This is a genomic window from Sphingopyxis panaciterrae (assembly GCF_011762125.1).
In the GTDB taxonomy this organism is placed as follows: domain Bacteria; phylum Pseudomonadota; class Alphaproteobacteria; order Sphingomonadales; family Sphingomonadaceae; genus Sphingopyxis; species Sphingopyxis panaciterrae.
Window position 1 is genome coordinate 353,605 of record NZ_JAASQN010000003.1, and the last position, 22,602, is coordinate 376,206.

26 protein-coding genes are annotated in these 22,602 nt (G+C 65.9%); 13 read left to right on the top strand and 13 right to left on the bottom strand.

From position 1 onward, the window contains the following. Positions 1 to 23: 23 nt before the first annotated feature. Positions 24 to 2,327, bottom strand: a complete 2,304-nt coding sequence (gene parC, locus FHR22_RS13655; RefSeq protein ID WP_166943688.1) for a DNA topoisomerase IV subunit A — start codon at positions 2,325 to 2,327, stop codon at positions 24 to 26. A gap of 318 nt (positions 2,328 to 2,645) precedes the next feature. Between parC and FHR22_RS13660 the strand changes: the two genes are divergently transcribed. Both FHR22_RS13660 and FHR22_RS13665 read left to right on the top strand, forming a co-directional pair. Continuing rightward, complete coding sequence (locus FHR22_RS13660) at positions 2,646 to 3,164, top strand: hypothetical protein (protein WP_166943691.1); 519 nt, start codon at positions 2,646 to 2,648, stop codon at positions 3,162 to 3,164. Further along, complete coding sequence (locus tag FHR22_RS13665) at positions 3,161 to 3,979, top strand: ferredoxin--NADP reductase (RefSeq protein ID WP_166943693.1); 819 nt, start codon at positions 3,161 to 3,163, stop codon at positions 3,977 to 3,979. Before FHR22_RS13660 ends, FHR22_RS13665 begins: the two co-directional genes overlap by 4 nt. 30 nt (positions 3,980 to 4,009) lie before the next feature. Here FHR22_RS13665 and FHR22_RS13670 read toward each other — a convergent pair whose 3' ends face one another. After that, positions 4,010 to 5,419, bottom strand: coding sequence for a M20/M25/M40 family metallo-hydrolase (locus FHR22_RS13670; RefSeq protein WP_166943696.1), 1,410 nt, complete (start codon positions 5,417 to 5,419; stop codon positions 4,010 to 4,012). Positions 5,420 to 5,533: 114 nt separating this feature from the next. On the opposite strand from FHR22_RS13670, the gene FHR22_RS13675 reads away from it, so the two are divergent. The 3 genes from FHR22_RS13675 to FHR22_RS13685 are packed head-to-tail and all read left to right on the top strand — an operon-like array spanning position 5,534 to position 7,370. Next, positions 5,534 to 6,166, top strand: a complete 633-nt coding sequence (locus FHR22_RS13675) for a lysophospholipid acyltransferase family protein (protein ID WP_166943699.1) — start codon at positions 5,534 to 5,536, stop codon at positions 6,164 to 6,166. Beyond that, positions 6,163 to 6,990 (top strand): DUF1295 domain-containing protein, encoded by an 828-nt coding sequence (locus FHR22_RS13680; protein WP_166943702.1) that lies wholly within the window; start codon positions 6,163 to 6,165, stop codon positions 6,988 to 6,990. The genes FHR22_RS13675 and FHR22_RS13680 overlap by 4 nt, the downstream gene beginning before the upstream one ends. Further along, positions 6,957 to 7,370 (top strand): ribose-phosphate pyrophosphokinase, encoded by a 414-nt coding sequence (locus FHR22_RS13685; RefSeq protein ID WP_166943705.1) that lies wholly within the window; start codon positions 6,957 to 6,959, stop codon positions 7,368 to 7,370. The genes FHR22_RS13680 and FHR22_RS13685 overlap by 34 nt, the downstream gene beginning before the upstream one ends. A 4-nt stretch (positions 7,371 to 7,374) precedes the next feature. Here the strand turns inward: FHR22_RS13685 and FHR22_RS22345 are convergent, their stop codons facing one another. Both FHR22_RS22345 and FHR22_RS13695 read right to left on the bottom strand, forming a co-directional pair. Beyond that, a complete protein-coding gene (locus FHR22_RS22345) occupies positions 7,375 to 7,830 on the bottom strand; it encodes a hypothetical protein (protein WP_243853722.1) in 456 nt (151 codons plus the stop codon). 371 nt (positions 7,831 to 8,201) lie between these two features. Further along, complete coding sequence (locus tag FHR22_RS13695; RefSeq protein WP_166943712.1) at positions 8,202 to 9,131, bottom strand: isopenicillin N synthase family dioxygenase; 930 nt, start codon at positions 9,129 to 9,131, stop codon at positions 8,202 to 8,204. A gap of 121 nt (positions 9,132 to 9,252) precedes the next feature. Between FHR22_RS13695 and FHR22_RS13700 the strand changes: the two genes are divergently transcribed. Then, entirely contained in the window at positions 9,253 to 9,678 is a 426-nt protein-coding gene (locus tag FHR22_RS13700) for an EVE domain-containing protein (protein ID WP_166943715.1), read from the top strand. A gap of 13 nt (positions 9,679 to 9,691) precedes the next feature. Here the strand turns inward: FHR22_RS13700 and FHR22_RS22550 are convergent, their stop codons facing one another. The 8 genes from FHR22_RS22550 to FHR22_RS13740 form a co-directional block, all read right to left on the bottom strand. After that, positions 9,692 to 10,012 (bottom strand): PilZ domain-containing protein, encoded by a 321-nt coding sequence (locus FHR22_RS22550; RefSeq protein ID WP_166943717.1) that lies wholly within the window; start codon positions 10,010 to 10,012, stop codon positions 9,692 to 9,694. A 90-nt stretch (positions 10,013 to 10,102) separates the two neighbouring features. Further along, entirely contained in the window at positions 10,103 to 10,690 is a 588-nt protein-coding gene (locus tag FHR22_RS13710; RefSeq protein WP_166943719.1) for an SOS response-associated peptidase family protein, read from the bottom strand. Positions 10,691 to 10,699: 9 nt separating this feature from the next. Further along, positions 10,700 to 11,101, bottom strand: a complete 402-nt coding sequence (gene arfB / locus FHR22_RS13715; protein WP_166943721.1) for an alternative ribosome rescue aminoacyl-tRNA hydrolase ArfB — start codon at positions 11,099 to 11,101, stop codon at positions 10,700 to 10,702. Then, positions 11,094 to 11,777: an RluA family pseudouridine synthase gene (locus FHR22_RS13720; protein ID WP_166943724.1), complete on the bottom strand. Its 684-nt coding sequence runs from the start codon at positions 11,775 to 11,777 to the stop codon at positions 11,094 to 11,096. The genes arfB and FHR22_RS13720 overlap by 8 nt, the downstream gene beginning before the upstream one ends. A gap of 261 nt (positions 11,778 to 12,038) precedes the next feature. After that, positions 12,039 to 12,845: a DODA-type extradiol aromatic ring-opening family dioxygenase gene (locus FHR22_RS13725; protein WP_166943726.1), complete on the bottom strand. Its 807-nt coding sequence runs from the start codon at positions 12,843 to 12,845 to the stop codon at positions 12,039 to 12,041. Between the two features lie 4 nt (positions 12,846 to 12,849). Continuing rightward, positions 12,850 to 13,452, bottom strand: coding sequence for an NAD(P)H:quinone oxidoreductase (gene wrbA, locus FHR22_RS13730; protein ID WP_166943728.1), 603 nt, complete (start codon positions 13,450 to 13,452; stop codon positions 12,850 to 12,852). Positions 13,453 to 13,526: 74 nt separating this feature from the next. Continuing rightward, positions 13,527 to 14,123 carry an FMN-dependent NADH-azoreductase gene (locus tag FHR22_RS13735; protein ID WP_166943730.1) on the bottom strand — a complete coding sequence of 199 codons (597 nt, stop codon included), beginning with the start codon at positions 14,121 to 14,123 and terminating at the stop codon, positions 13,527 to 13,529. Positions 14,124 to 14,252: 129 nt separating this feature from the next. Then, positions 14,253 to 14,951 (bottom strand): pirin family protein, encoded by a 699-nt coding sequence (locus tag FHR22_RS13740; protein WP_166943733.1) that lies wholly within the window; start codon positions 14,949 to 14,951, stop codon positions 14,253 to 14,255. 180 nt (positions 14,952 to 15,131) lie between these two features. On the opposite strand from FHR22_RS13740, the gene FHR22_RS13745 reads away from it, so the two are divergent. Both FHR22_RS13745 and ctrA read left to right on the top strand, forming a co-directional pair. After that, the gene (locus FHR22_RS13745) at positions 15,132 to 16,079 is read left to right on the top strand and encodes a LysR family transcriptional regulator (RefSeq protein WP_166943735.1); all 948 of its coding nucleotides are present in this window, start codon (positions 15,132 to 15,134) and stop codon (positions 16,077 to 16,079) included. Between the two features lie 184 nt (positions 16,080 to 16,263). Beyond that, complete coding sequence (ctrA, locus tag FHR22_RS13750) at positions 16,264 to 16,971, top strand: response regulator transcription factor CtrA (RefSeq protein WP_166943737.1); 708 nt, start codon at positions 16,264 to 16,266, stop codon at positions 16,969 to 16,971. Between the two features lie 265 nt (positions 16,972 to 17,236). Here the strand turns inward: ctrA and FHR22_RS13755 are convergent, their stop codons facing one another. After that, positions 17,237 to 17,638, bottom strand: coding sequence for a PilZ domain-containing protein (locus FHR22_RS13755; RefSeq protein ID WP_341786623.1), 402 nt, complete (start codon positions 17,636 to 17,638; stop codon positions 17,237 to 17,239). A gap of 309 nt (positions 17,639 to 17,947) precedes the next feature. Between FHR22_RS13755 and FHR22_RS13760 the strand changes: the two genes are divergently transcribed. From FHR22_RS13760 to FHR22_RS13780, 5 genes are all read left to right on the top strand, one after another. Continuing rightward, positions 17,948 to 19,090, top strand: a complete 1,143-nt coding sequence (locus FHR22_RS13760; RefSeq protein WP_166943741.1) for a zinc-ribbon domain-containing protein — start codon at positions 17,948 to 17,950, stop codon at positions 19,088 to 19,090. Positions 19,091 to 19,176: 86 nt separating this feature from the next. Further along, on the top strand, positions 19,177 to 19,740 hold the full coding sequence (locus tag FHR22_RS13765; RefSeq protein ID WP_243853724.1) for a GbsR/MarR family transcriptional regulator: 564 nt from the start codon (positions 19,177 to 19,179) through the stop codon (positions 19,738 to 19,740). An 11-nt stretch (positions 19,741 to 19,751) separates the two neighbouring features. Continuing rightward, positions 19,752 to 20,429: a DUF4166 domain-containing protein gene (locus tag FHR22_RS13770; RefSeq protein ID WP_166943746.1), complete on the top strand. Its 678-nt coding sequence runs from the start codon at positions 19,752 to 19,754 to the stop codon at positions 20,427 to 20,429. Continuing rightward, positions 20,422 to 20,847 (top strand): thiol-disulfide oxidoreductase DCC family protein, encoded by a 426-nt coding sequence (locus FHR22_RS13775; protein WP_166943748.1) that lies wholly within the window; start codon positions 20,422 to 20,424, stop codon positions 20,845 to 20,847. The genes FHR22_RS13770 and FHR22_RS13775 overlap by 8 nt, the downstream gene beginning before the upstream one ends. Before the next feature lie 2 nt (positions 20,848 to 20,849). Continuing rightward, positions 20,850 to 22,514: a saccharopine dehydrogenase family protein gene (locus tag FHR22_RS13780; RefSeq protein WP_166943963.1), complete on the top strand. Its 1,665-nt coding sequence runs from the start codon at positions 20,850 to 20,852 to the stop codon at positions 22,512 to 22,514. Positions 22,515 to 22,602 lie beyond the last annotated feature (88 nt).

Below are 22,602 nucleotides of genomic sequence, written 5' to 3' on the forward strand. Positions count from 1 at the left end.
ATTTACGGCAACATGAAATACGGTCAGCTGAAGCGATTGTTCCGCGGAAAGCCGGTCGGCGGCATCCGGCCCGCCGCCCCGCGCGCGACGCGCCACGGGGCAAGGTCGGTTTCGGTCCGCGTCCGGCCGCTGTCGCCCCCCATCGCCCAGCTCAATCCTTCGGCAAAGGCAAAGCTGATCGCGTCGGACAAGCCGCCGTCGCGATAGCGTTGCAGCATGACGCCCTGGCCGCGCGCCATCACCGGCACTTCGGCGACGGGGAAGACCACGAGCTTGCGGTTTTCGCCGACCACCGCGACGCTGTCATCCGCCGCCGCGATCCGCCGCACCACCGCGAGCACCGCCTTGGGCTTCAGGTTGACGACGCCGCGGCCCTTGCGCGTTTCGGCGATCACCTCGCCCATCTGGACGATGAAGCCATGCCCGCTCGTCGAGGCGAGCAGCAGGCGGCCGTCGGGGGTGGCGGGGACCATCGCGACGATTCGCGCCTCGGGATCGATATCGACCATCAGCCGCAGCGGCTCGCCGAAACCGCGCCCGCCGGGCAGCTTGTCGGCGCCGACGGTGAAGAAACGCCCGTCGCTCGCCGCGATCAGCAGCTTGTCGGTCGTCTGCGCATGCACGGCGAACAGCAGCTCGTCGCCTTCCTTGAACTTGAACTCACCCCACTGGTCCGCCGCAACATGGCCGCGCTGGGCGCGAATCCAGCCGCGTTTCGACAGGATCACCGTCACCGGCTCTTTCTCGATCATCGCGTCCAGGGGAATGTCGCGCGCCGGGGCGGCTTCGGAAATCGTCGTGCGCCGCGCGCCGAGCAGCGTGTCGAGGCCATAGACGTCGCGCAGCTTTTCGAGATCCTTGCGCAGCCGCGTCTTCTGCCGCGCCGGGCTTTCGACCAGCTTCGCCAGCTCCTCGCGCTCGGCGATCAGGTCGGCCTGCTCGCGCTTCAGCTCCATTTCCTCAAGCTTGCGCAAGGACCGCAGGCGCATGTTGAGGATCGCCTCGGCCTGGCGGTCGGTCAGCTCGAATTCGGCGATCATCACCGCCTTCGGCTCATCTTCGGTGCGGATGATCTCGATAACCCGGTCGAGGTTGAGGAAGGCGATCAGATAGCCGCCGACGAGTTCGAGCCGGTCGTCGATCTTGCCGATCCGGTGCTCGGCACGGCGGACGAGGACGATGATCTGGTGCTGCAACCATTCGGCGAGCAGCTGTTTGAGCCCCATCACCTTCGGCGTGCGGGTCGCATCGAGCACGTTCAGATTGAGCGCGAAGCGGCTTTCGAGGTCGGTCAGCCGGAACAGGCTTTCCTTGAGCACATCGGGGTCGACGTTGCGGCTCTTGGGCTCGATGACGATGCGCAGATCCTCGGCGCTCTCGTCGCGCACATCTTCCAGGATCGGCAATTTCTTGTCGGCGATCAGCTGCGCGATCGCCTCGATCAGCTTGCCCTTGGCGACCCCATAGGGGATTTCGCTGACCACCAGCTGCCAGGTGCCGCCCGGCTGTTTTTCGATTCCCGTATCTTCCCACGCGCCGTCCGCCGCCTTGCCGGTCGAAAAGCGCGCGCGGACGCGAAAGCCGCCGCGGCCGGTCTCATAGGCGTGCGCGATCGTCTCGGCGCTGTCGACGACGATGCCGCCGGTCGGGAAATCGGGGCCCTTCACATGCTCGAGCAACGCGGCCAGTTCGGCGTGCGGGTTTTCGATCAGCACCAGCGCCGCGTTGATCACCTCGGCGGCATTATGCGGCGGGATGTTCGTCGCCATGCCGACCGCGATCCCGGTCGCACCATTGGCGAGCAGGTTCGGGAACAGCCCCGGCATGATCTCGGGCTCGTCATATTCGCCATTATAGGTCGGTTTGAAATCGACCGTGCCGTCGTCGAGCCCCTGCATCAGGTCGACCGCGACGCGCGTCAGCCGCGCCTCGGTATAGCGATACGCCGCGGCATTATCGCCGTCGATATTGCCGAAATTGCCCTGGCCGTCGACGAGCGGGTAACGCAGCGCGAAATCCTGCGCGAGCCGGACCATCGCGTCATAGACCGAGGTGTCGCCGTGCGGGTGGAATTTGCCGATGACGTCGCCGACGACGCGGGCGGATTTCTTGTAACCCTGCGACGGATCGAGCCGCATCGCGCGCATCGCCCATAACAGGCGGCGGTGGACGGGTTTCAGCCCGTCGCGCAGGTCGGGCAGCGACCGCGCGGTGATCGTCGACAGCGCATAGACGAGATAGCGCTCGGACAGCGCGCTGTCGAACGGGGTATCGATCTGGCCGGGGACGGGTTCGTTATTGTCGGGATCGTCGGTCGTATTCGCCATGGTTGATCCGCCGATAGCAAGGCTGGGCCGCCATGGCAAAGGCGAAGCCGTCAAAAGGCGAAAGCGGGTGCCGATAGCGTGCGCAAAGCCGCGAAAGACCTGTCTGCGCGTGCCGGGCTTATGTCTTTATAGCGGCTGCTCGCTCGCACATGGCGGCGGGGCGGGGCGACGGTTATTTGGCTAGCGCCCACTTCCGGCCGCTTTGGACACATGCCCTCCAAGGAGCTTTCGCACGCCCGGACCCATGCTCATACGCCCCGCGCCGCCGCCGCAGGCCGAGCCTGACCAGCCCCGCCCGATAGAATTTCTTGGTTGCGAATGACTATCATTAACATCTATGCGCGCAGGCGCCGTGCGCCGAACCGGGTGCGATATCAGGAAAGCCGCATGTACGCCTTCGTCGATCGTCCCGTCGAAAATCTCTGCAACAGCAGCCGCTTCCTCCTCTGGGCGATGCGCGGCTGGGCCGATGCGGTGGCGCGCCGGCGCTGCCCGCCGCAGGCGCTGCGGCGCGGTTTCGAAGGGGTCGGCGCCTTGCCGGCGCTCGCCGATTTCCATGCCGCGATGATGTCGATCGGCACGGGCGCGATCGAGGATATCACGCTTGCGCCGATGCCTTGCCGGCAGATCGGCGAAGAGGAAGCGATCCTGATCGCCCTGTGGCACGATATGGCGCTCGACCGGGTCGAGCAGGTGCAGGCGACGCTCGCGCTGCTCGTCGAAGCCGACCATGTCGTGCCGGTGAGCACCGCGATCGCCGCGGCGTCGCTCAAACTTTCCGCCGCCGGCTTCGACCTCTCTCCTCCCAATATGAACCATCAGGAAAACCGACCATGAGCGACCGTATCGCCGCCGCCGCAACGCTTGCCCCCTCCGCCTCGCTGACGGTCGAGGAGGTGCGCTCGGTCCGCCACTGGAACGAACATCTGTTCAGCTTCACGATCACGCGGCCGCCCAGCTTCCGCTTCCGCTCGGGCGAATTCGTGATGATCGGCCTGCCCGGCGGCGAGGGGCGTCCGCTGCTGCGTGCCTATTCGATCGCCAGCCCCGCCTATGCCGAAGAATTGGAGTTTCTCTCGATCAAGGTGGCCGACGGCCCGCTGACCTCGCGGCTCCAGAAGATCCAGCCCGGCGACCCCGTTTATCTCGGCCGCAAGCCGACGGGGACGCTCGTCGCCGATGCCTTGCTCCCCGGCAAGCGGCTGTTCATGCTGTCGACCGGCACCGGCCTTGCCCCCTTCCTCAGCCTCGCGCGCGATCCCGACATCTATGATCGCTTCGACCAGATTTCGCTCGTCCATTGCGTGCGGCGGGTCAGCGACCTCGCCTTCCGCGACGACCTGGAAAGCCAGCTCGCCGGCGATCCGCTGGTGCAGGATCAGGCGTTGCTGCAATTCCATTATCTTCCCACGGTGACCCGCGAGCCGTTCCGGACCGAGGGGCGCATCGACGCGCTGATCGCGGGCGGCCAGCTTTTCGGTCACCCGCTGACCGGCCCGACCGCATTCGATCCCGCCGGCGACCGCATCATGATGTGCGGCAGCATGGCGATGATCCGCGACCTGCAGGCGCGTTTCGGCGAACTGGGCTTCAACGAGGGCTCGAACGCCGCACCCGGCGACTTCGTGATCGAACGCGCGTTCGTGGGATAAACCAGTCCCAGCCCGCTCCCTCACACCGAACTACGGCTTGTCGGCGTAGGCCTTCACCAGATCGAACATATAATCGCGCCCGACATAGACCGATCGCACCTCCATGCGTTCGTTGAGGCCGTGTGCGCCGTTACCGTCGGGGTCGCCCCACATGCCGGGCATGCCGTAGGTCGGAATGCCGGCCGCGCCGAGGAAGGTCGCGTCGGTATAGCCGTTCGCCATCGCGGGGACGACTTTCAAGCCCGGCCAATATTGATCGACAAGCTTCTGCATCGGGCCGATCACTTTCGGATCGAGCGGCGGGGCGGGCGGTGCCGGGCGTTTGGGCGGAAGCTGGGTGATGGTGACACCGCTATCGCCGATCACCCCGGCAAGCTCCGCACCGATCGATTCGATGCTGTGCCCCGGAAAGATGCGGCAGTTGACGTTCGCGCCCGCGCGCTGAGGCAGCGCGTTCGGGGCGTGCCCCCCGTCGAGCATGGTCGCGACGCACGTCGTGCGCAGGTTGCTGTGCAGGAACGGGTCGCTGTTGACGATCGCCTCGGCCGCCTTGTCGGCCGGATTTTTCGACAGCGCAACCATCGCCTTGCCGATCTCGTCGGCGCGCGCGGCGCCGGCTTCGGCAAAGAAACGCCGCGTCGTGTCGGTCATTTCGACCGGGAAGTCGTGATCGCCGATCTTCGCCAGCGCGTGTGCCAGCTGATAGATGGCATTGGCCGGAACCGGGGCCGAACTGTGGCCGCCGGGATTGCGCGTTTCGAGGCGGAAATTGGCGAAGGTCTTTTCGCCGACCTGTACCGACTGACCGATAACTTTGCCCTTGCCATCGCTGTCCCCGCCGCCGCCTTCGTTCAGCGCGAATTCGGCGTCGATCAGGTCGCGCTTGTTCGCCGCGAGCCATTGCGCCCCGTTGAACGCGCCATTGGTTTCCTCACCGCAGGTCAGCGCGACCTTCACCGTGCGCTTGGGCTTATATCGCTGCTGTTTGAAACGGATCAGCGTATCGATCCACACTGCCGCCTGCGCCTTGTCGTCGGCGGTGCCGCGGCCATAGAAATAGCCATTTTCCTCGACCATCACGAACGGGTCGCGCTCCCAATCCTCGCGCTTTGCCTCGACGACGTCGATATGCGCGATGAGCAGGATCGGCTTGGCGGTCTTCGACGTGCCCGGATAGACGGCGACCAGGCCGCCTTCCTTCGGATTTTCGGGCGTCGCGAAGAGCGTGAGCTGGTCATCGGTGAAGCCCGCGGCCTTCAGCCGCGCCGCCATGCGCTCGGCGGCGAGAGTGCAGCTGCCAGACGACAGCGTCGTGTTGGTCTCGACGAGCTCCTTGTAAAGGTCGCGAAAGGCGAGCTGGTCGGGGCGCGGCGCCGCTTGCGCGATGCCCGGTGTCGCCACCAGCATCGCCGACGCCAGCAGCGCGATCATCGTCCTCATCACCGTCTCCCCCAAATAAAGCTGAGGACCCTAAGGAGCAGAAAGCCGGGGCGCTAGCAAGCCGCTTGCGCGCGACCTTTCTTTCGCGCAATTGCGGAGCAGGGGGAAAGCGATTTGAAGTCCATCGAAGACGATCCGCCGGGGCTGCTGGCGCGGGCGGTGCGCCGTTTGCTACTGCGGTCATACCGGATGCGGGGGTGGACCGCGGTGGGCGAAGTGCCGGAACCGCGGCGTTTCATCATCATTGCGGCGCCGCACACCAGTAACTGGGATTTCGTCAATTTCCTCGGCCTGACCGCCGATGTCGGCATTCGTCCCCATTTCATGGCCAAGCTATCGCTTTTCCGTTGGCCGATCGGCGGTTTCATGCGCCAGATGGGCGGCATTGCGGTCGACCGTCAGGGTGGCGGCAATGTCGTTCAGGCGATGGTTCAGGAATTCGCTCGCCGCGCCGAATTCATGCTGACCGTCGCGCCCGAAGGGACGCGCGGCAAGGCGAAGAAATGGCGTACCGGCTTTTATCAGATCGCGCTCGCCGCCAAGGTGCCGATGGTCGTCGGCTTCATGGATTATGGAACGCGGACCGGCGGGCTTGGCCCGCTGATCTGGCCGACCGGCGATTTTCGGGCCGACATGACGAAGGTGCTGGACGTCTATAAAAGTTGTATTCCGAAATTTCCGGAACGCGCGGTGCGCTCGATCGATGATATCGTCGGCAGCGAGGTGGAAACAGGAGAGCGGGCATGAGCGATGCGGCGGTTTTGCTGGCGATCAATTTCGCCGTGCTGGTCGGCGCTATCCTGCTGTTGTGGCGCGCGTCGGTGGCGATCCGCGATGTGTCGTTCATCGACGCCTTCTGGGCGCTCGGCATGGTGCTGCTCGCATGGGCGGCGGCGACGCAGGCGGGTTTCGACGGGCTGCGGACCCAGTTGATCCTCGTCCTCGTCACGATCTGGGGGCTCAGGCTTGCCGCCCACCTGTTCCTGCGCTGGCGCGCGCAGGGCGAGGATCCGCGCTATGCGAAGATCATCGCCCGGACGATGGAGACAAAGGGGTGGAGCTGGTCCCGGACCGCGCTCGTGTCGGTGTTCCTGACCCAGGCGCCCCTGCTCTTCATCACCTGCCTTCCGGCGCAGCTCGGCATCTGGGCGAGCGCCACGCACCCGCCCGCGGTTGTCGGGCTCCTCGCGAAATTCGGCATGTTCGCCGCGCTGATCGGCATCGCGTTCGAAACTGTCGGGGATTTGCAGCTCAATGGCTTTCGCAATGACCCGGCGAACAAGGGTAAGGTGCTCGACACCGGCCTGTGGCGCTATACGCGGCATCCCAATTATTTCGGCGACGCGCTGGCCTGGTGGGGCATCTGGCTCGTCGCGGCGGAAGCGGGATGGGCGATTGCGCTAGCCAGCGTCATCGGCCCCATTTTCCTGACCTTCACGCTCGTCAAATGGTCGGGCAAGGCGCTGCTCGAAAAGGGATTGCACAAGACGCGTCCCGGCTATGCCGATTATGTTCGTCGCACCTCCGGTTTCATCCCATGGCCGCCAAAAGCGCCCGCGACCAAGGCCTAGGCGGCGAGGCCGCCGCTGCCGACGTCGCCGCGCTTGGCGACGCCCCGCGCATCCGTGCGATCCTGGTCGCGGCGGCGCGCGAAGGACGCAGCGTCAGCTATTCCGAACTGCTCGGCGATCTGGGGTTCCGTTTCACGCGGCCCAAGATGCGCGCGGTGTGCCGGACGCTGGAGGAAGTCGACCGCCTGAGCGCGCTCGACGGCGAACCCGACCTCGCGGTGCTGGTGGTGCGCGAAAGCGACCGCTTGCCCGGCCAGGGCTGGTGGGTCGGCGGCACCGCGCTGCTGCTCGGCTATGACGGGCCATGGGAGGGCGCGGCGGCGGCGCGCTTCATCCGCGAACAGCAACAGGCGGTGTTCGATTATTGGGCGGAGCGCTGAGCGGCTAGCCCGCCGCGACGGCTTTGAGCGCGGCCGACTCTATATGCCAGCGCAGTTGGCTGGCGCTCGCCCCGTCGACGCCATTGACCCGGCGCAGAATATAATGACCGCGAAATTTCTGATGCCGGCCCGAATCGACAACCGCATCGACGGTGACAGGCACCGTCAGAAAGATCGATCCCGCCGCGCCCTCTCCATCCGTCACCGCGCCAATGGTCACGCGGGTCGACTGCGTCCGGGCAAAGCCGGCGCGAAATGTCTCGCGTGTTTGCCGCGGCGGGCCATCGTCGCCCCACTGCTGCCACGCGGTATCGAAGTCGCGCGCGTCGATCGCGGAATAATAGCGTTTCACGACCTCGGCGGCCGCCTCCTTGCTGGTCGATTCGGGGCCGCAACCCGGTGCCGAGGCACCGTCGCCTTGTATGAGCGCGCAACTGCGGGCGATCTCGTCCTCGATCATCGCGCAGCTGTTGGCGGCGTGGCAGGGTGGGCGGGTGGCGGGCGAAACGCGGCGGCACAGGTCAACGCGCCGTCCGGCGGCGGCCGCGCCGAGTTCGGTGGCGCAGGATCGCGGTGATGCGCCGGGCGCCGCAGAAGCGAGAGGCGTGCCGGGGGCCCTCGGTGCCGCGGCGCCCGGCGGCGCTGGCTCAGCGTCCGGTTGCGATATCTCCGCGCCGGTGCGAGGCGCCGCCGAATCTTGTCGATCGCTTACACCGCCGCATGCCGCCAGCGTCAGCGCCGACAGGCATAACAAGCCGGAAAGTGCCCAGTGCCGAATAGCCATGGCGCCTATACGCGGCGCGCGCGCACCGGTTCCGCCATGGGGTGGGGCTATTTCTTCAGGCCGATCTCGCGCAGCCGTTCCTGCAGATAGTCATCGGCGGTGATCGGGTCGGGATACAGGTTCGGGTGCGCGGCGTCGATACAGCTTGCCAGCGTCTCGATCGGATAGTCCGAACGGAAGTGGAGGAAGAAGGGCATCGAATAGCGCGCGACGCCGGCCCGTCCCGCGTCGGGGTTGCGGACGCGGTGGGTGGTCGACGGCAGCCGGTCGTTGGTCAACCGTTGCAGCATGTCGCCGACGTTGACCGCCATCGCGCCCGGCGGCGGGCTGACCGGCAGCCAGCTGCCGTCCTTGTCGAGGATTTCGAGCCCCGCTTCCTCGGCGCCGAGCAGCAGGGTGATCGTGTTGATATCCTCATGCGCCTCGGCGCGGATGCCCTTCGCGGGCGCCTCGACGGGCGGATAGTGGAGCAGGCGCATCACGCTGTTGCCGTCGGCGACGCTGTCGTCGAAGAAATCGGGGGCGAGGCCAAGGTAGCGCGCGATGCCGGAGAGCAGCCGCCCGCCGACGCGGTCGAATTCGGCGAAGAGCCTGTCATAGGCGGTGCGAAAGCCGTCGACTTCAGCGGGCCAGACATTGTTCGGCTGTTGCGCGGCCAGCCGGTGCCCCGCGGGCAGGTCGCGCCCGACGTGCCAGAATTCCTTGAGGTCGACCTCTTTCGCGCCCTTGGCGATTTCGGTGCCGAACGGCGTATAGCCGCGCGCGCCGCCGCTGCCCGCGATATGATAGGCGCGCTTTGCCGCCTCGGGCAGCGCGAAAAAGGCCTTCGCCTTGTCCCATGCTTCGTCGATCAGCGCCGGATCGATGCCATGATCGGTGATCATCGCGAAACCGAAGCGTTCGAACGAGGCGCCGAAATCGCGGGCGAATTCGTCGGCGGGAAGCGACATGGAGATGACGGGTACGGCGGCGGTCATGATCTGGGTCCGTTGCTGGGCGGGGCGTTCCCGCGACTCTGGTCCCGCATGTAAGCCCCTATGCGGCCGCGCGAAAGAGGCTCGCTCTTTTCAAACCGGCACCGCTTGCTAAGAGGGCGGCATGGCAAAATCATATTGGCTGATGAAATCCGAACCCGACGCCTATGCGTGGGACCAGCTTGTGCACGACGGCACCGGGATCTGGGACGGCGTGCGCAATCACACCGCGAAGCTCAACATGATGGCGATGAAGGCCGGCGACGAGGCCTTTTTCTACCACAGCAACATCGGCAAGGAATGCGTCGGGATCATGAAGATCGTCGAGACCGCCTTTCCCGATCCCACCGCCGAAAAGGGGTCGCCGTGGGTCGTGGTGCGCGTCGAGCCCGTCCGCGCGCTCGCGCATCCGGTGACGCTCGCGGCGGTCAAGGCCGATCCGAAGCTCGCCGACATGGACCTGATCCGCCAGTCGCGGCTCTCGGTCGGGCGCGTCACCCCCGACGAGTGGAAGCATATCCTCAAAAAATCGGAAAAGCCCGCGCTCTAGGCCCCGGCCGCGTCTATTTGCGCAGCTTGGTCTGCATATGCTGCGTCACCGACGGGTGCAGCGGGCTGACGAATTCGCAGCCGCAATTGGTGCCGTCGACGCGGCGAACGACCGCTTCGAGCAATTGCAGCCCGGGCAGGTTGACCCAAAGATGCGTGTCGACCGCGGGCGGCGAATAGGAGAAAAAGCGAAAGCCCGTCGACGACAGGTCGAACAGGTCGACGTCGAACGGGTTCATCCCCGCCTCGCGCAGCCGCGCCCGCGCCGAGACATCGGCGCGCGCGGCGCGGCGCCCGTCGGGTGCGGACTGGCTGATGCTGTTGTTCCTCGGCACGATTTGGCGATCCCTGGTGCGATTCGATTCGCGCTTTTCTAGCGCACCGATGGTTACCGTTATGTCAAAGCCCATGGTGAATTTTGCCGGTCAGGGCGGGGTGTCCCCGACGGCCATCAACTGGCTTGGATAGGCGGTGACGAGCGCTGCCGCCTCGCGCCAGTCGGCGGTCAGCCAGCGGTCATAATCCTCGGCATGGACGATGACCGGCATGAGCTTGGGTTGATAATGCGCGACGAGCCGGTTGGGCTCGGTCGTCAGCATCGCGAAGCCCGGCCAATCCTCGATCTGCCGCTGGATTCCGGCAAAGGCGAAGATCGGGCGCGAGGGCAGCGAAAACCAGTGCTGGCGCCGCGCTCCGTCGGGTCCCGACCAGAAGACGAAGGCGGTGGCGGGGACCAGGCAGCGCAGTTCGGGATGGCGCAGCGTCCCGATCCAGAACGGGCTTTCGAGGTTGCGGACGGTGGTCAGCGGGCGCGTGCCTTGCGGCGGCGGCGGCACGCCCCATAATTTCGGGCGCAGGAAACGCCGCGACCGGACGCGGCCGTCGCTGACGATCACCGGAGCGGGGCGCCCCGGCGCGACATAATCGCCCGTCCACGGATCGTCGCCTGCCTCGGCACCGAAAGCGGCGGCGATCGCGCGCGCCGGCGCGTCGAGGCGGTAGAGGCTGGTCATCCGGGTGCGTCAGTCGGTCCCGCGCACCCGTCCGCGTCCCGCCTTCACCGTGCTGCGCGCCTTCTTGCTGTCGACGCGCTTCGCCTTCGCCGCCTTGCTCGGCTTGGTCTTGATCCGCCGTTCGGGGCGGACCAGCGCGGCATCGACCAGTTCATGGAGCCGCGCCCGCGCATCTGCGCGGTTCGCTTCCTGCGTGCGATAGCGGCGCGCGAGGATGACGAGTTCGCCCTCGCCGGTCATCCGGCTTCCCGCGAGTGTTTTCAATCGCTTATACGCGTCGGGGGTCAGGCCGAGCGCATAGACGTTGACGCGCAGCTGGCACGCGGTCGCGACCTTGTTGACATTCTGTCCGCCGGGCCCGGTCCCCGCGAGAAACTTCTCGCTGATCGCGCTTTCGGGAATCTCAGCCACGCGTCGGCTCCGCTCCCTCCGGCGCCGCAAAGCCCAATGCCACGAAGCTGTCGGGAAAGGGCGCCTCGGCGATAATCGACGGCTTGACGTCACGTTTTACGACCAGCCGTTCGGCGTGGAGCAGCGTGCGCGTCTTGGTGCCGCCGCGCCCGTAAACGGGATCGCCGAAGAGCGGAAAGCCAAGGCCTTCGAGCGCGTGGACGCGCAGCTGATGGGTGCGGCCGGTTTCGGGACGGAAACGCAGCAGCGCGCGGTCGCCGACGACCGCCAGCTTTTCCCAATGCGATACCGACGGCTTGCCCTTCGGATCGCCGACCATGCGCCAGCCGTCCTCCGCGGTCGATGTCTTCGCCAGCGGCAGGTCGATCGTCCCGCCGTCGCTCGCCGGCACCCCGTCGACGATCGCGAGATATTGTTTTTCGACCTCGCGGCTTTCGAAGGCGCGGGTGAAACGGCCGTGCGCCTTGGGATTGCGCGCGAGGAGCAGGCAGCCCGAGGTGTCGCGATCGAGCCGGTGGACGGCGAGCGGCCAGCGCTTGAATCCGAACTTCAACAGGTCAAGATGGTTTTCGAGGCTGATGCTGCCGTCGCGCGGGGCGTCGACCGGCAGGCCGGCAGGCTTGTCGATGACGAGCGCCTCGCCGTCGAGAAAAAGGACACGGTCTGAAAGAAGCATGGCGCGCTATAGGGTGCGCGCGGCCTGACGTCCATCATGGCGGGATGTGGATCAGGGGCAAGGTCTGTTTCGGGGTGGGGAGGGGCCATATAGCCCTCTCCCCTTTAGGGGAGAGGGTTGGGAGAGGGGGACGCGTAAAAGCCCCTCTCAACTGCGGCTAGCCGGTAAACCGGCAAGCCTCCGTATCTCTCCCCTAAAGGGGAGAGAGCAAGCCTCCCAAACGTCCGCCTCCAGCCGAAACCGGCCTCTTTGCCCAGATCTTCATTTCCCGCCGAACGCATAAACATCCATCGCCAGCAGGCCATATGTCACACTATGGTGCAGCCGCTCGGCCTCGAACGCGGCCCCGCCCGCGCCCATCGCCGCGAACAGCGGCAATATATGATCGGGCGTCGGGTGATTATCGCGGCCGTGCGGTGCGCGTTCGACTGCGTGGAGCAGGTCGTCGACCGCGCCCGCCGCCATCCGGTCGGCGACCCAGCCGGTGAAATCGGTGACCCATGCGGGCGCCGGGGCATCGATCGGCAGGCGCGCCGAAAACAGCGCGCGCAGATTATGCGTGATACTGCCCGATCCGATGATCAGCACGCCCTCGTCGGCGAGCGGCGCCAGCGCCTGGCCCAGCGCGAAATGCCATTCGGGCGAAGCGTTCGAGTGGATCGAAAGCTGGACGACGGGAATATCGGCCTCTGCGTAGATCAGCGACAGGGGCACCCAGGCGCCATGATCGAGCCCGCGTGCCGGATCGGCGGTCACGGCAAGGCCGTGACCCGCCAGTAGCTCGACGACCCGCGCCGCCAGCGCCGGATCGCCCGGCGCGGCATAGCGCATCGCGAACAATTCGTCGGGAAAGCCGCCGAAGTCGTGGATTGTCGGCGGGGCGGGTGATGCGGTCACCGTCGCCCTGCCGCCCTGATATGCCGCATCATGATGCGCCGACACGATCAGGATCGCGCGCGGACGCGGCAGGCGGCTGCCCAGCCCGGCGAGGAAGTCCCGCGCCGGGCTGGGCTCGAGCGCCATCATCGGCGAGCCGTGCGAAACAAAAAGGCTCGGGAGACGGCGCATCGGTTCAGGCCGCCAGCTTCGCGGCGGTGCGCGCGACGCGCTCGCCAAGATAGCGGGCGCCGCCGAGGTCGGCTTCGCCCGGCTGGCGCGAACCGTCACCGCCGGCGATCGTCGTCGCGCCATAAGGCGCGCCGCCCTTGACCGTTTCGACGCCCATCTGGCCGGCAAAGCCATAGTCGAGCCCGACGATCGTCAAGCCGAAGTGGAGGAGGTTGGTGAGGACCGAAAAGAGCGTCGTTTCCTGGCCGCCATGCTGCGAACCGGTCGAGGTGAAGGCTGCACCCACCTTGCCGTTCAGCTTGCCCTGCGCCCACACGCCGCCGGCGGTGTCCCAGAAGCTGGCCATCTGGCTCGACATGCGGCCGAAGCGCGTCGGCGTGCCGACGACGATCGCGTCATAATTCGCCAGTTCGCCGGGGTCGCTCAGCAGCGGGTGCGCGGTGTCGGTCCTGAAACCCGCGGCCTGCACCACCGCTGCGGGAGCGGTTTCGGCGACGCGGCGGATGTCGACCTCGGCGCCCGCGGCGCGCGCGCCCTCGGCGACGGCGTCGGCCATCTGTTCGACATGACCATAGCTCGAATAATAAAGCACCAGTATCTTGGCCATAATGACTGTCCTTGCGTTGATTTGAATGGGGATGAGCCGCCGCCCCGGGATGGGGAGGGGCCGCGCCCGGCGGGTCAGGCGGCCTGCTGCAAGCCGTCGATTGCGGTGGCCGCGCGGCCCATCGCTTCGCCGTCCGTCAGATGGCCGTCGGCGGCGATGATCGTGACGTCGGTGATGCCGACGAAGGCCAGGATATGCTTGAGGTATCCGCTCGCGAAATCGACCGCGCTGCCCAGCGGCACGCCGCCCGAGGCGAAGACGATGAAGGCGCGCTTGCCCTTGAGCAGGCCTTCGGGGCCAGCTTCGGTATAGCGGAAGGTGCGGCGGGCGCGGGCGATCAGGTCGACCCAGGCTTTGAGCGAGGCGGGGATCGCGAAATTATAGATGGGGGCGGTGATGACGATCGTGTCGGCGGCTTCCAGCTCGGCGATCAGTTCGTCCGACCCTGCGAGCACGGCCTTTTGCTCGTCGCTGCGCGCCGCTTCGTCGGTGAAGTTGGCGCCGATCCAACTTTCGGTCAGCAGCGCCGGCGGCGCCGTGTTGAGGTCGCGGCGGGTGACGGTCGCGCCATAGCCCTGTTCGACGAGGCGATTGACGAGCTGGTCGGCGAGCGGACGCGTCGTCGATCCTTCATTGCGGGCACTGGCGTCGATGCGAAGAATATGGGTCATCGGGATACTCCTTTTCATGTCGCGGAGGCTGGGAAGGGTGTGCCGCGAGCCGTCCCTGTTTTGGGGGAAGGGCTCGCGGCACCAGTATGGGCCGCCGCCAGGGAGGGGGGATCGGCGGCCCGGGGTTCGTCAGAGGCTGTCGACCAGCACCAGCTCGGCGTCGTCGAGCGCTTCGACCTCGATCGTGCCGACATCGCGGAGTGCGATGCCGTCGCGCGGATCGGCATCCTCGCCATTGACCCGGATGCGGCCCTTGGCGGCGACCAGATAGGCGTGGCGTCCGGCTTCGAGGCGGTACGAAATGCTTGTCCCGGCGTTCACCGTTGCGGCGGCGACGCGGGCATTGGCGCGAATCGGCAGCGCGTCTTCGTCACCATCGATGCCGCTTGCCAGCGTCACGAACTGGCCCGAACGATCGGCCTGCGGAAACTGGCGGGCGCCCCAGCCGGGATTGCCGCCGTCACGGTCGGGCATGATCCAGATCTGGAACAACGTCGTTTCCTCATCCTCCAGATTGAACTCGCTGTGCGTCACGCCGGTGCCGGCGCTCATCACCTGGACGTCGCCCGCCGCGGTGCGGCCGGCATTGCCCATTGAGTCGCGGTGGCTGATCGCGCCGGTGCGGACATAAGTGATGATTTCCATGTCGCGGTGCGGGTGCGGGGGGAAGCCCGACTGCGCCGCAATGGCATCGTCGTTCCAGACGCGCAGTGCGCCCCAGCCCATCCGCTTCGGGTCATGGTAGTTCGCGAAGGAGAAATGGTGACGGGCATCGAGCCAGCCGTGGTCGGCGTGGCCGAGCGTGTCGAATTTGCGAATGTCGATCATGGCCTTATCCTTTCTTTCAGCGCCGCGCCGGAACATCGGTGTCCGGCGGCGCTCATCTGTTGAGGTCAAGATAGGCGGATGGATCGTTTCTAAAATAGCGTAGATGGAAAACCATCGTTTCTATATAGGCGCTAATCATGCGGGCGATTTGCACCGTTCGCCCTAAGCTTGGAGTATCTGATGGCGCTTCCCGACTATGAAGGCTGGGCCTGTTTCGTCGCCGTCGCCGATGGCGGCAGTTTCACCACGGCGGCGGCATCGCTCGGCCTGTCGAAGGCGAGCGTGTCGAAGGCGGTGACGCGGCTCGAGGCGTCGCTCGGCATCACCTTGCTCCACCGCAGTTCGCGCGTCGTTGCGGTGTCGACCGCGGGCGAGGGGCTGCTGGGCGAGGCGCGCGCGATGGTCGCGGCGGCGACCGCAGCGACGGAGGCAGCGCGCGGCGATCGCCAGGACCTCGCGGGACCGATCCGCCTTGCCGCGCCGATGAGCTTCGGGATCAAGGTGCTCGGGCCGCCGCTCGCCGCCTTTCTCGACCGGCATCCCGCGGTCGAGATCGACGTGCTATTGAGCGACGCGCGCAACGATCCGATTGCCGAAGGGATCGACCTGACGCTGCGCATTTCGCCGCTCGCCGATTCCAGCCTGCTCGCGCGGACGATCGCGCCGGTCGCAGCGTCGGTGATCGCCAGCCCCGCCTATCTGGAGAAACATGGCACGCCCAGGCATCCGCTCGAACTCGCGGGCCACCGGCTGATCGGCTACGGCCACCGCCAGCGCGCGATGCCGCTCCATTTCCATCGCAAGGGCGAAGAGGCGACGGTGCTGCCGACGGGCCCGCTGTTCGCGAACAATGGCGACGTCATGGTTCCGCTGATCATCGCGGGGGTCGGCATCGCGGTGCTGCCCGACTTCATTGCTGCCGACGAGCTGGCGTCGGGTGCGGTCGTCCCGATCCTGACCGACTGGTCGTTGCCGCAATCGCACCTGCACCTGTTGTCGCCGCCGTCGCGGCTGCGTCCGGCCCGTGTGCGGGCGCTCTCGGACCATCTGGTCGATACGCTGAAGATCTCGTGCACCGGCGCGCACGACCGGTATATCGCGCTCCACCACGATGCGAAAACCGGCTGAGCGCGTGTTGCAAATAGGGCGCGACTCGTGGAGTTGTGCGGGTTAAATCAAAATTAACCTTTTCCCTTCATTAGTTTCGTGGTTAATGTTCCGGCAGTCCTGAGAACGGGGTTGGTCGGTGACATCCTTGATAGTCATGCGATCGGTTCGCGGGATTATCGTGGGAACATTCAAGGGGTGCCCAATGCGCGTACTGCTGATCGAGGACGAGCCGACGACCGCGAAGGCGATCGACACGATGCTCACGACCGAAGGCTTCAACGTCTATACCACCGATCTTGGTGAGGAAGGCTTGGACCTGGGTAAGCTCTATGATTACGACATCATCCTGCTCGACCTGAACCTGCCCGACATGCACGGCTATGACGTGCTGAAAAAGCTGCGCACCGCCAAGGTGCAGACGCCGGTGCTGATCCTGTCGGGCATTTCCGAAATGGATTCGAAGGTGCGCTCGTTCGGCTTCGGTGCCGACGATTATGTCACCAAGCCCTTCCATCGCGACGAGCTGGTCGCCCGCATCCACGCGGTCGTCCGCCGGTCGAAGGGGCATAGCCAGAGCGTCATCAAGACGGGCAAGCTGGCGGTCAACCTCGACACCAAGACGGTCGAGGTCGACACGACGCGCGTGCATCTGACCGGCAAGGAATATCAGATGCTCGAGCTGCTTTCGCTGCGCAAGGGCACGACGCTGACCAAGGAAATGTTCCTCAACCATCTTTATGGCGGCATGGACGAGCCCGAACTGAAGATTATCGACGTTTTTATCTGCAAGCTGCGCAAGAAGCTCGCGCTGGCCTGCGAAGGCGAAAATTATATCGAGACGGTCTGGGGCCGCGGTTATGTGCTGCGCGACATCGACGACGACGGCAACGAAGTCCGCCACGTCGCCTGACACCTAACGACATTCATCGTCACAACCGGGGAAACCGCCACCCCCCCCCCCCCCGGCTTTTCTTTTCGGGACATGTGATTGGAAGGGCCGTTCTCGGGGTGGTGAGCAGACGCTGCTTAACGCACCTTCGTCATCCCGGACTTGATCCGGGATCCCGCTTTTTGACCGCATAATCCGTCTTTGACTTCAAGCGGGACCCCGGATCAAGTCCGGGGTGACGATAAGGGTAATGACGGCAATCAGCCGTTCTCTGCCGTTGGCGTCTTCAGCGCCGGCCGATACCGCCGCCCGTGAAGGGTGAAGGGGCGATGCCCAGGCCCGGGCGCCTGGCCGAGATTCGGGGCGCCGGTACGATCTGAAACTCTGCCTTGCCGTCGGCGGTGGTGAGGCCCTCGCCCAGCGCGCCGCGCAGGCGGCCGGGATGGATTTCAACATCGGTTTCGATCCCGAATCGCTGCTCGACGACCCAGCGCACGGTGCCCATCATCGGGTCGTGGCCGGGCAGGTATACGGTCAACCGTTCGCCAATGTGCAGCATATGCGGACTTTGTCCGCCGACCCCGCTTTGCGAGACGTTGCGAATGGTGATGTCGAACTGGCCAAGCCGCACGCAGCCAAGCGCCGCCTTCACCAGCCGTGCCTGACGCGGCTGGCGTTGGTCGGCCACGGCTGGCGCGCCGCTTTCTGCTCCAGGATCTGCCATGGACGGCCCAATAGCTTCCGCCCGGTTCCCACTCCGGGCGGTGACGATGGTCCCGCGCCTCTCGTAACAGCGGAAGGTAAATTTTCATTATAGACGTTCGGTGACCATTTGGCTGGGGGTGGGGGCCTTTCGCATCGTGCCTCAACCAATATCCGTCCGGACGATCTTCCAGATATTTGGCTCCAGTGCTTTTGATCACATGACAAGCGTTCGATCATCGTTAAACCGATGGAACCGAATGATTTTCCCAGCCAACAAAGGATCGACCAGACGATGGCCAATTTTTGCTCCGAATGCGGGTCACCCCTGTCGCCGGGGGCGCGTTTCTGCGCTGCCTGCGGTGCGGCGATTGAGGCCGCGTCGAGCGAAGCGGCGCCCGCCGCCGAAGAAATCGCTCCGCTTTCCCGTGCGGCCCATGAGTCGCCCTTGCCCGATTCGAGCGCGGTCAAGGCGCCGCCGGTATCGCGCAAGCCGGCTATGATCCTGACGGGCGCGGCGCTTTTGGCGGTGGCAATCGGCGGCGGTGCCTGGCTCGGGCTGGCGAGTTCGGGAGACAAGGCCGAAACCGGTCAGGAAGCGGCGCCGGATGGCGCCAAACCCGCAGGGGAAAGCGCCTCGCTGTTCGCCGTCGCCGAAGCCAATTTGCGCAATGCGCCGACGCTCGATGGTTCCAAGGTGGTCGGATCGCTGAAGCGCGGCGAAAAAGTGACCGGTACCCTCGTCACCGATGAGCGTGGCAAACAGTGGCTGAAGGTCGACGGCACCGGGAGATTTGTGAGCCTGGCAAATCTCGCGAACGATCAGCCGCCGACGTTGGCTACCCTTGACGGCAGCGACCGGATTGCCACGGCACAATGTCCCGTTCTGGAGACGGCCGCTGCTGCATCCGCCACGAAGATGACGTTGAAACCGGGCGCCGCGATCCGGCTGGTCGGGACAACCGCCGACGGATTTGCCGAGCTTGGTCTGCCGGGCGGCGGCGTCGGCTACACGCCTGCATCGGCCGCCTGTGCCACCGATCCCTCGCCGGCGAAGGGCGCGGTGGCGAATTCGCTGATCCAGTTCGACCCGCGCACCTGCGAACTCGGTGCCGAGTTGGAGCCCTATTTCGAGAAAGCGCGCAACGCCCGCGACCAGCAGGGTGTCGAAGAGATGGAGGAGGAATATAGTTTTCCCGTCGACAAGCGCTTTCATGGGCTGCGCGTGACGTCGGTGATCGTCGGTTATGAATGGCAAGGCGTCGCCTTCGGCGATCCGGCGAGCAAGGTTCAGGCGGCGTTTCGCGAGATGGGCTTCAAGATCGAAAAGAACGGCAGCTTCACCGTAGCCGACGACGTCGATGTGGCGACGACGATCCGCCCGGCCGACGCCAGCGTGAAGTCGCGCGGTCAGAGTGAACTGATCTGCGGCATCTGATCCGGAACCCCTTGGGCCGTAAAGCAGTTGACCGATAGTCTTTTTTGTCCGATATTTCTGTTATGACAGAAATTAAGGAAATAGAATTGAAGCTGCCTGCGGCGGCGACCGAATTCATCCTTCATTGGGGCAATCTCGGCGGTCAGTGGGGGGTGAACCGGTCGGTGGCACAGATCCATGCGCTGCTGTTCGTCAGCGACGGGCCGATGCATGCCGAGGAGATCGCCGACCGTCTGGGCCTGGCGCGGTCGAATGTATCGAACTCGATCAAGGAATTGCTTGGCTGGCGGCTGATCCACCGCGTACCGGTGCTCGGTGACCGGCGCGATCATTTCGCTGCCGAGACCGACATCTGGGAAATGGTGACGCGGATCGCAGCGGGGCGCAAGGCGCGCGAGATCGATCCCGCCGAGGCGGCGCTGAAGCTCTGCGTATCGCGCGCGGCGCAGGATCCCGAGCTCAGCGCCGGAGCGAAAGTCCGGCTGTCCGAGATGCTCGATTTCGTGACGGTGATGAGCCGCTGGCACGACGAGATGCTGAACGTGCCCAAGCCCGCATTGATGCGGCTGATCAGGCTGGGCGCCGGGGTGACGAAGCTGTTGGGCTGGCGTCCCGGTCGCGGCAAGGATGGCGGCAAGGACGCGCGATAGGGAGACGGACGATGCGAAAACAGGCCATCGACAGAGCCGAAGCGCCGGGCGCCGCCGCCGTCCCGGCGCGCGAGGGCGGCGACGCGCTCTACGATTATCGCTTTCGCCGGCTGGTCGGGCGCGAGGCCTGGGATGCGCTGCCCGACGATGTCCGCCGCCGCTTTTCCAAGCGCCTCGCCGGCTCTGCAGTCGCGACCTACAGCGGGAAGATCGTCTGGACGCGGCTCTCGATCGCCGGCTGGTTGCTCGCACAGCTTTGCCGCCTGATCGGCGCGCCGCTGCCGACGAACGGGAGCGGCCGCGCGCCCGCGGCGGTGGCGGTGAGCGAGGACCGGGCGAGCGGGGGTCAGGTCTGGACGCGTATCTATGGCCGTGCGCGCGGTCACCCCCAGGTGATTCACAGCGCCAAGCGGTTTGCCGGAACGACGGGGCTCGAAGAGCATATCGGTGGCGGCATCGGTATGGCGCTGACCGTCCGCGCCGAGACCGATGCGCTGATCTTTCTGTCCGATCATTATTTCTGGCAGTTCGGAGGTGTCCGGCTGCGCCTGCCTCGCTGGCTCGCCCCTGGCGTCGCGCGGGTGACGCACCGGCATCTCGGGCGCGGGCGTTTCGCCTTCGACTTGCAGGTCACGCATCCGTGGCTGGGCGAGCTCGTCAACCAGCATGCGCTGTTTCGCGATGCCTGATGCACCGAACCTCGCTGAGGGCGGCGACCGTCCGGTCATCCTGTTCGATGCCGAATGCGTGCTCTGTTCGGCGAATGCGCTTTTCGTCCTGAAGCACGACGGCGCCGGACATTTCCGGCTGGCATCGATGCAGGGGCCGGCCGGCGGGGCGATCTGCCGCCGCCACGGGGTCGATCCGCAGAATCCGGCGAGTATCCTGATCGTCGATGGCGACCGGGTCCGCCGGGACAGCGATGCGGTGCTTGCCATCTACGAGGCGCTCGGCTTCCCGTGGCAGCTGTTCGGCCTGTTTCGTCTCGTCCCGGCGATCGTCCGCGACCCGGTCTATCGATGGATCGCGCGCCATCGCTATCGCCTGTTCGGCAAAAGAGAGAGCTGCTGGGTCGCGCCGCGCGAATATGGGAGCCGCATCCTGTGACGATGAAGATATTGATCCTCGGCGGTTATGGGGTCTTCGGCGGACGGCTGGCTGAGTTGCTCGCCGACCTGCCCGACATCGAACTGGTGATCGCGGGCCGCGACCTAGCACGGGCCGAGCGTTTCTGCGCCCGCTATCGCGGGCAGCCGCGCCTGCTGCCATACCGGCTCGACCGGCGGGCCATTGCCGAGGGATTGCTGGCCCAGCGGCCGGACCTTGTCGTCGATGCATCGGGCCCGTTCCAGGATTATGGCGCCGATCGCTATCGGGTCGTCGAGGCGTGTATCGCGGCGGGCATCGACTATCTCGATTTCGCCGATGCCGCCGATTTCGTCTTTGGCATGGACCGGTTCGATGCGGCCGCGAAAGGGGCAGGCGTTTTTGCGCTGGCGGGGGTGAGCAGCTTTCCGGCGCTGACCGGTGCGGTCCTTGCGGACATGGCGAAGACCATGGACATTCACAGCGTCGAGGGCGGCATCGCGCCGTCGCCTTTTGCCGGGATCGGGCTCAATGTGATGCGCGCCGTGGTCGGCTATGCCGGGGCGCCGGTAAAGCTGCGGCGCGGCGGCCAGGACGCCTATGGCACCGGGCTGGCCGAAAGCCTGCGTTTCACCGTCGCGGTGCCTGGCCGCCTGCCGCTGCGCAACATTCACTTCTCGCTCGTCGATGTGCCCGACCTGCTGGTGCTGCCGCGCGAATATCCGGACATCGTCGATATCTGGATGGGAGCGGGGCCAGTGCCCGAACTATTGCACCGGATCCTCAACCTGCTCGCCAAGGCGCGAGCGCGGCTGCGGCTGCCGTCGCTGCTGCCCTTTTCGCGCCTGTTTTATACGATCCTCAACTGGATGAAGTTCGGCGAGCATCGCGGCGGCATGTTCATCCGCGTGCGCGGCCTGGCGGCGGGCCAAGCGGTCGAGCGGAGCTGGCACCTTTTGGCCGAGGCTGACGACGGACCCTATATTCCTTCGATGGGGGTGGAGGGGGTTGTCCGCAAGATGCTCGTTGGGGAGCGGCCGGCCGCGGGGGCGCGGTCGAGCGTCGGGGCGCTGAATCTCGCCGATTATGAGGCGTTGTTCGCCGGGCGGTCGATCTATACCGGATTTCGCGCGGACGATATTTGCGCGCCTTTGTACCGCCTTTTGCTCGATTCGGCATTCGATTCGCTGCCGCGACGGGTGCAGGACCTGCACGGCAGCGGCGCAAGCCGCCGGTGGCATGGCGCGGCCGAGGTCCGGCGCGGCCGCGGGCTGCTCGCGCGCGCCGCGGCGCGGGTTTTCGGCTTTCCCAAGGCGGCGGCGCGCGTCCCGGTGACGGTGGACTTCGCGCCGGAGGGCGGCGGCGAGCGCTGGACCCGGACCTTTGGCGAGATGTCCTTTTCCTCGCTTCAGTCGCCCGGCACCGGACGCAATGCGCAACTGCTCGTCGAACGCTTCGGTCCGCTGGCTTTTGCCATGGCGCTGGTCGTCGAAGGCGGGCGGCTGCACCTGGTGCCGCGCCGCTGGTCGGCGTTCGGTATCCCGATGCCGCGCTTCCTGCTGCCCGATGGGACGAGTTTCGAGAGCGAACAGGATGGGAAATTTCATTTCGCCGTGGAGATTTCGGCGCCGCTCATCGGCCTGGTCGTCGCGTATGAAGGCATGCTCGAACCCGCCGATCGGGGCTGATCCACGAACATTCGGGCGCCAAATCCGCTTGCCCCCGCCTCTTCCATCCTTACATTGAGGCGCACGATTATTTCCCGAACGATGAGGA

Bases quoted from the DNA above. Each gene is read 5' to 3' on its own strand.
- FHR22_RS13770 (WP_166943746.1), top strand. From the start codon at position 19,752: ATGCGAAAACAGGCCATCGACAGAGCCGAAGCGCCGGGCGCCGCCGCC.
- FHR22_RS13760 (WP_166943741.1), top strand. From the start codon at position 17,948: ATGGCCAATTTTTGCTCCGAATGCGGGTCACCCCTGTCGCCGGGGGCG.
- FHR22_RS13745 (WP_166943735.1), top strand. From the start codon at position 15,132: ATGGCGCTTCCCGACTATGAAGGCTGGGCCTGTTTCGTCGCCGTCGCC.
- FHR22_RS13700 (WP_166943715.1), top strand. From the start codon at position 9,253: ATGGCAAAATCATATTGGCTGATGAAATCCGAACCCGACGCCTATGCG.
- FHR22_RS13670 (WP_166943696.1), bottom strand. From the start codon at position 5,419: ATGAGGACGATGATCGCGCTGCTGGCGTCGGCGATGCTGGTGGCGACA.
- FHR22_RS13725 (WP_166943726.1), bottom strand. From the start codon at position 12,845: ATGCGCCGTCTCCCGAGCCTTTTTGTTTCGCACGGCTCGCCGATGATG.
- ctrA (WP_166943737.1), top strand. From the start codon at position 16,264: ATGCGCGTACTGCTGATCGAGGACGAGCCGACGACCGCGAAGGCGATC.
- FHR22_RS13660 (WP_166943691.1), top strand. From the start codon at position 2,646: ATGACTATCATTAACATCTATGCGCGCAGGCGCCGTGCGCCGAACCGG.
- wrbA (WP_166943728.1), bottom strand. From the start codon at position 13,452: ATGGCCAAGATACTGGTGCTTTATTATTCGAGCTATGGTCATGTCGAA.
- FHR22_RS13695 (WP_166943712.1), bottom strand. From the start codon at position 9,131: ATGACCGCCGCCGTACCCGTCATCTCCATGTCGCTTCCCGCCGACGAA.
- FHR22_RS13780 (WP_166943963.1), top strand. From the start codon at position 20,850: ATGAAGATATTGATCCTCGGCGGTTATGGGGTCTTCGGCGGACGGCTG.
- FHR22_RS22345 (WP_243853722.1), bottom strand. From the start codon at position 7,830: ATGATCGAGGACGAGATCGCCCGCAGTTGCGCGCTCATACAAGGCGAC.
- FHR22_RS13720 (WP_166943724.1), bottom strand. From the start codon at position 11,777: ATGCTTCTTTCAGACCGTGTCCTTTTTCTCGACGGCGAGGCGCTCGTC.
- FHR22_RS13775 (WP_166943748.1), top strand. From the start codon at position 20,422: ATGCCTGATGCACCGAACCTCGCTGAGGGCGGCGACCGTCCGGTCATC.
- parC (WP_166943688.1), bottom strand. From the start codon at position 2,327: ATGGCGAATACGACCGACGATCCCGACAATAACGAACCCGTCCCCGGC.
- FHR22_RS13710 (WP_166943719.1), bottom strand. From the start codon at position 10,690: ATGACCAGCCTCTACCGCCTCGACGCGCCGGCGCGCGCGATCGCCGCC.
- FHR22_RS13735 (WP_166943730.1), bottom strand. From the start codon at position 14,123: ATGACCCATATTCTTCGCATCGACGCCAGTGCCCGCAATGAAGGATCG.
- FHR22_RS13740 (WP_166943733.1), bottom strand. From the start codon at position 14,951: ATGATCGACATTCGCAAATTCGACACGCTCGGCCACGCCGACCACGGC.
- FHR22_RS13665 (WP_166943693.1), top strand. From the start codon at position 3,161: ATGAGCGACCGTATCGCCGCCGCCGCAACGCTTGCCCCCTCCGCCTCG.
- FHR22_RS13685 (WP_166943705.1), top strand. From the start codon at position 6,957: ATGGCCGCCAAAAGCGCCCGCGACCAAGGCCTAGGCGGCGAGGCCGCC.
- FHR22_RS13680 (WP_166943702.1), top strand. From the start codon at position 6,163: ATGAGCGATGCGGCGGTTTTGCTGGCGATCAATTTCGCCGTGCTGGTC.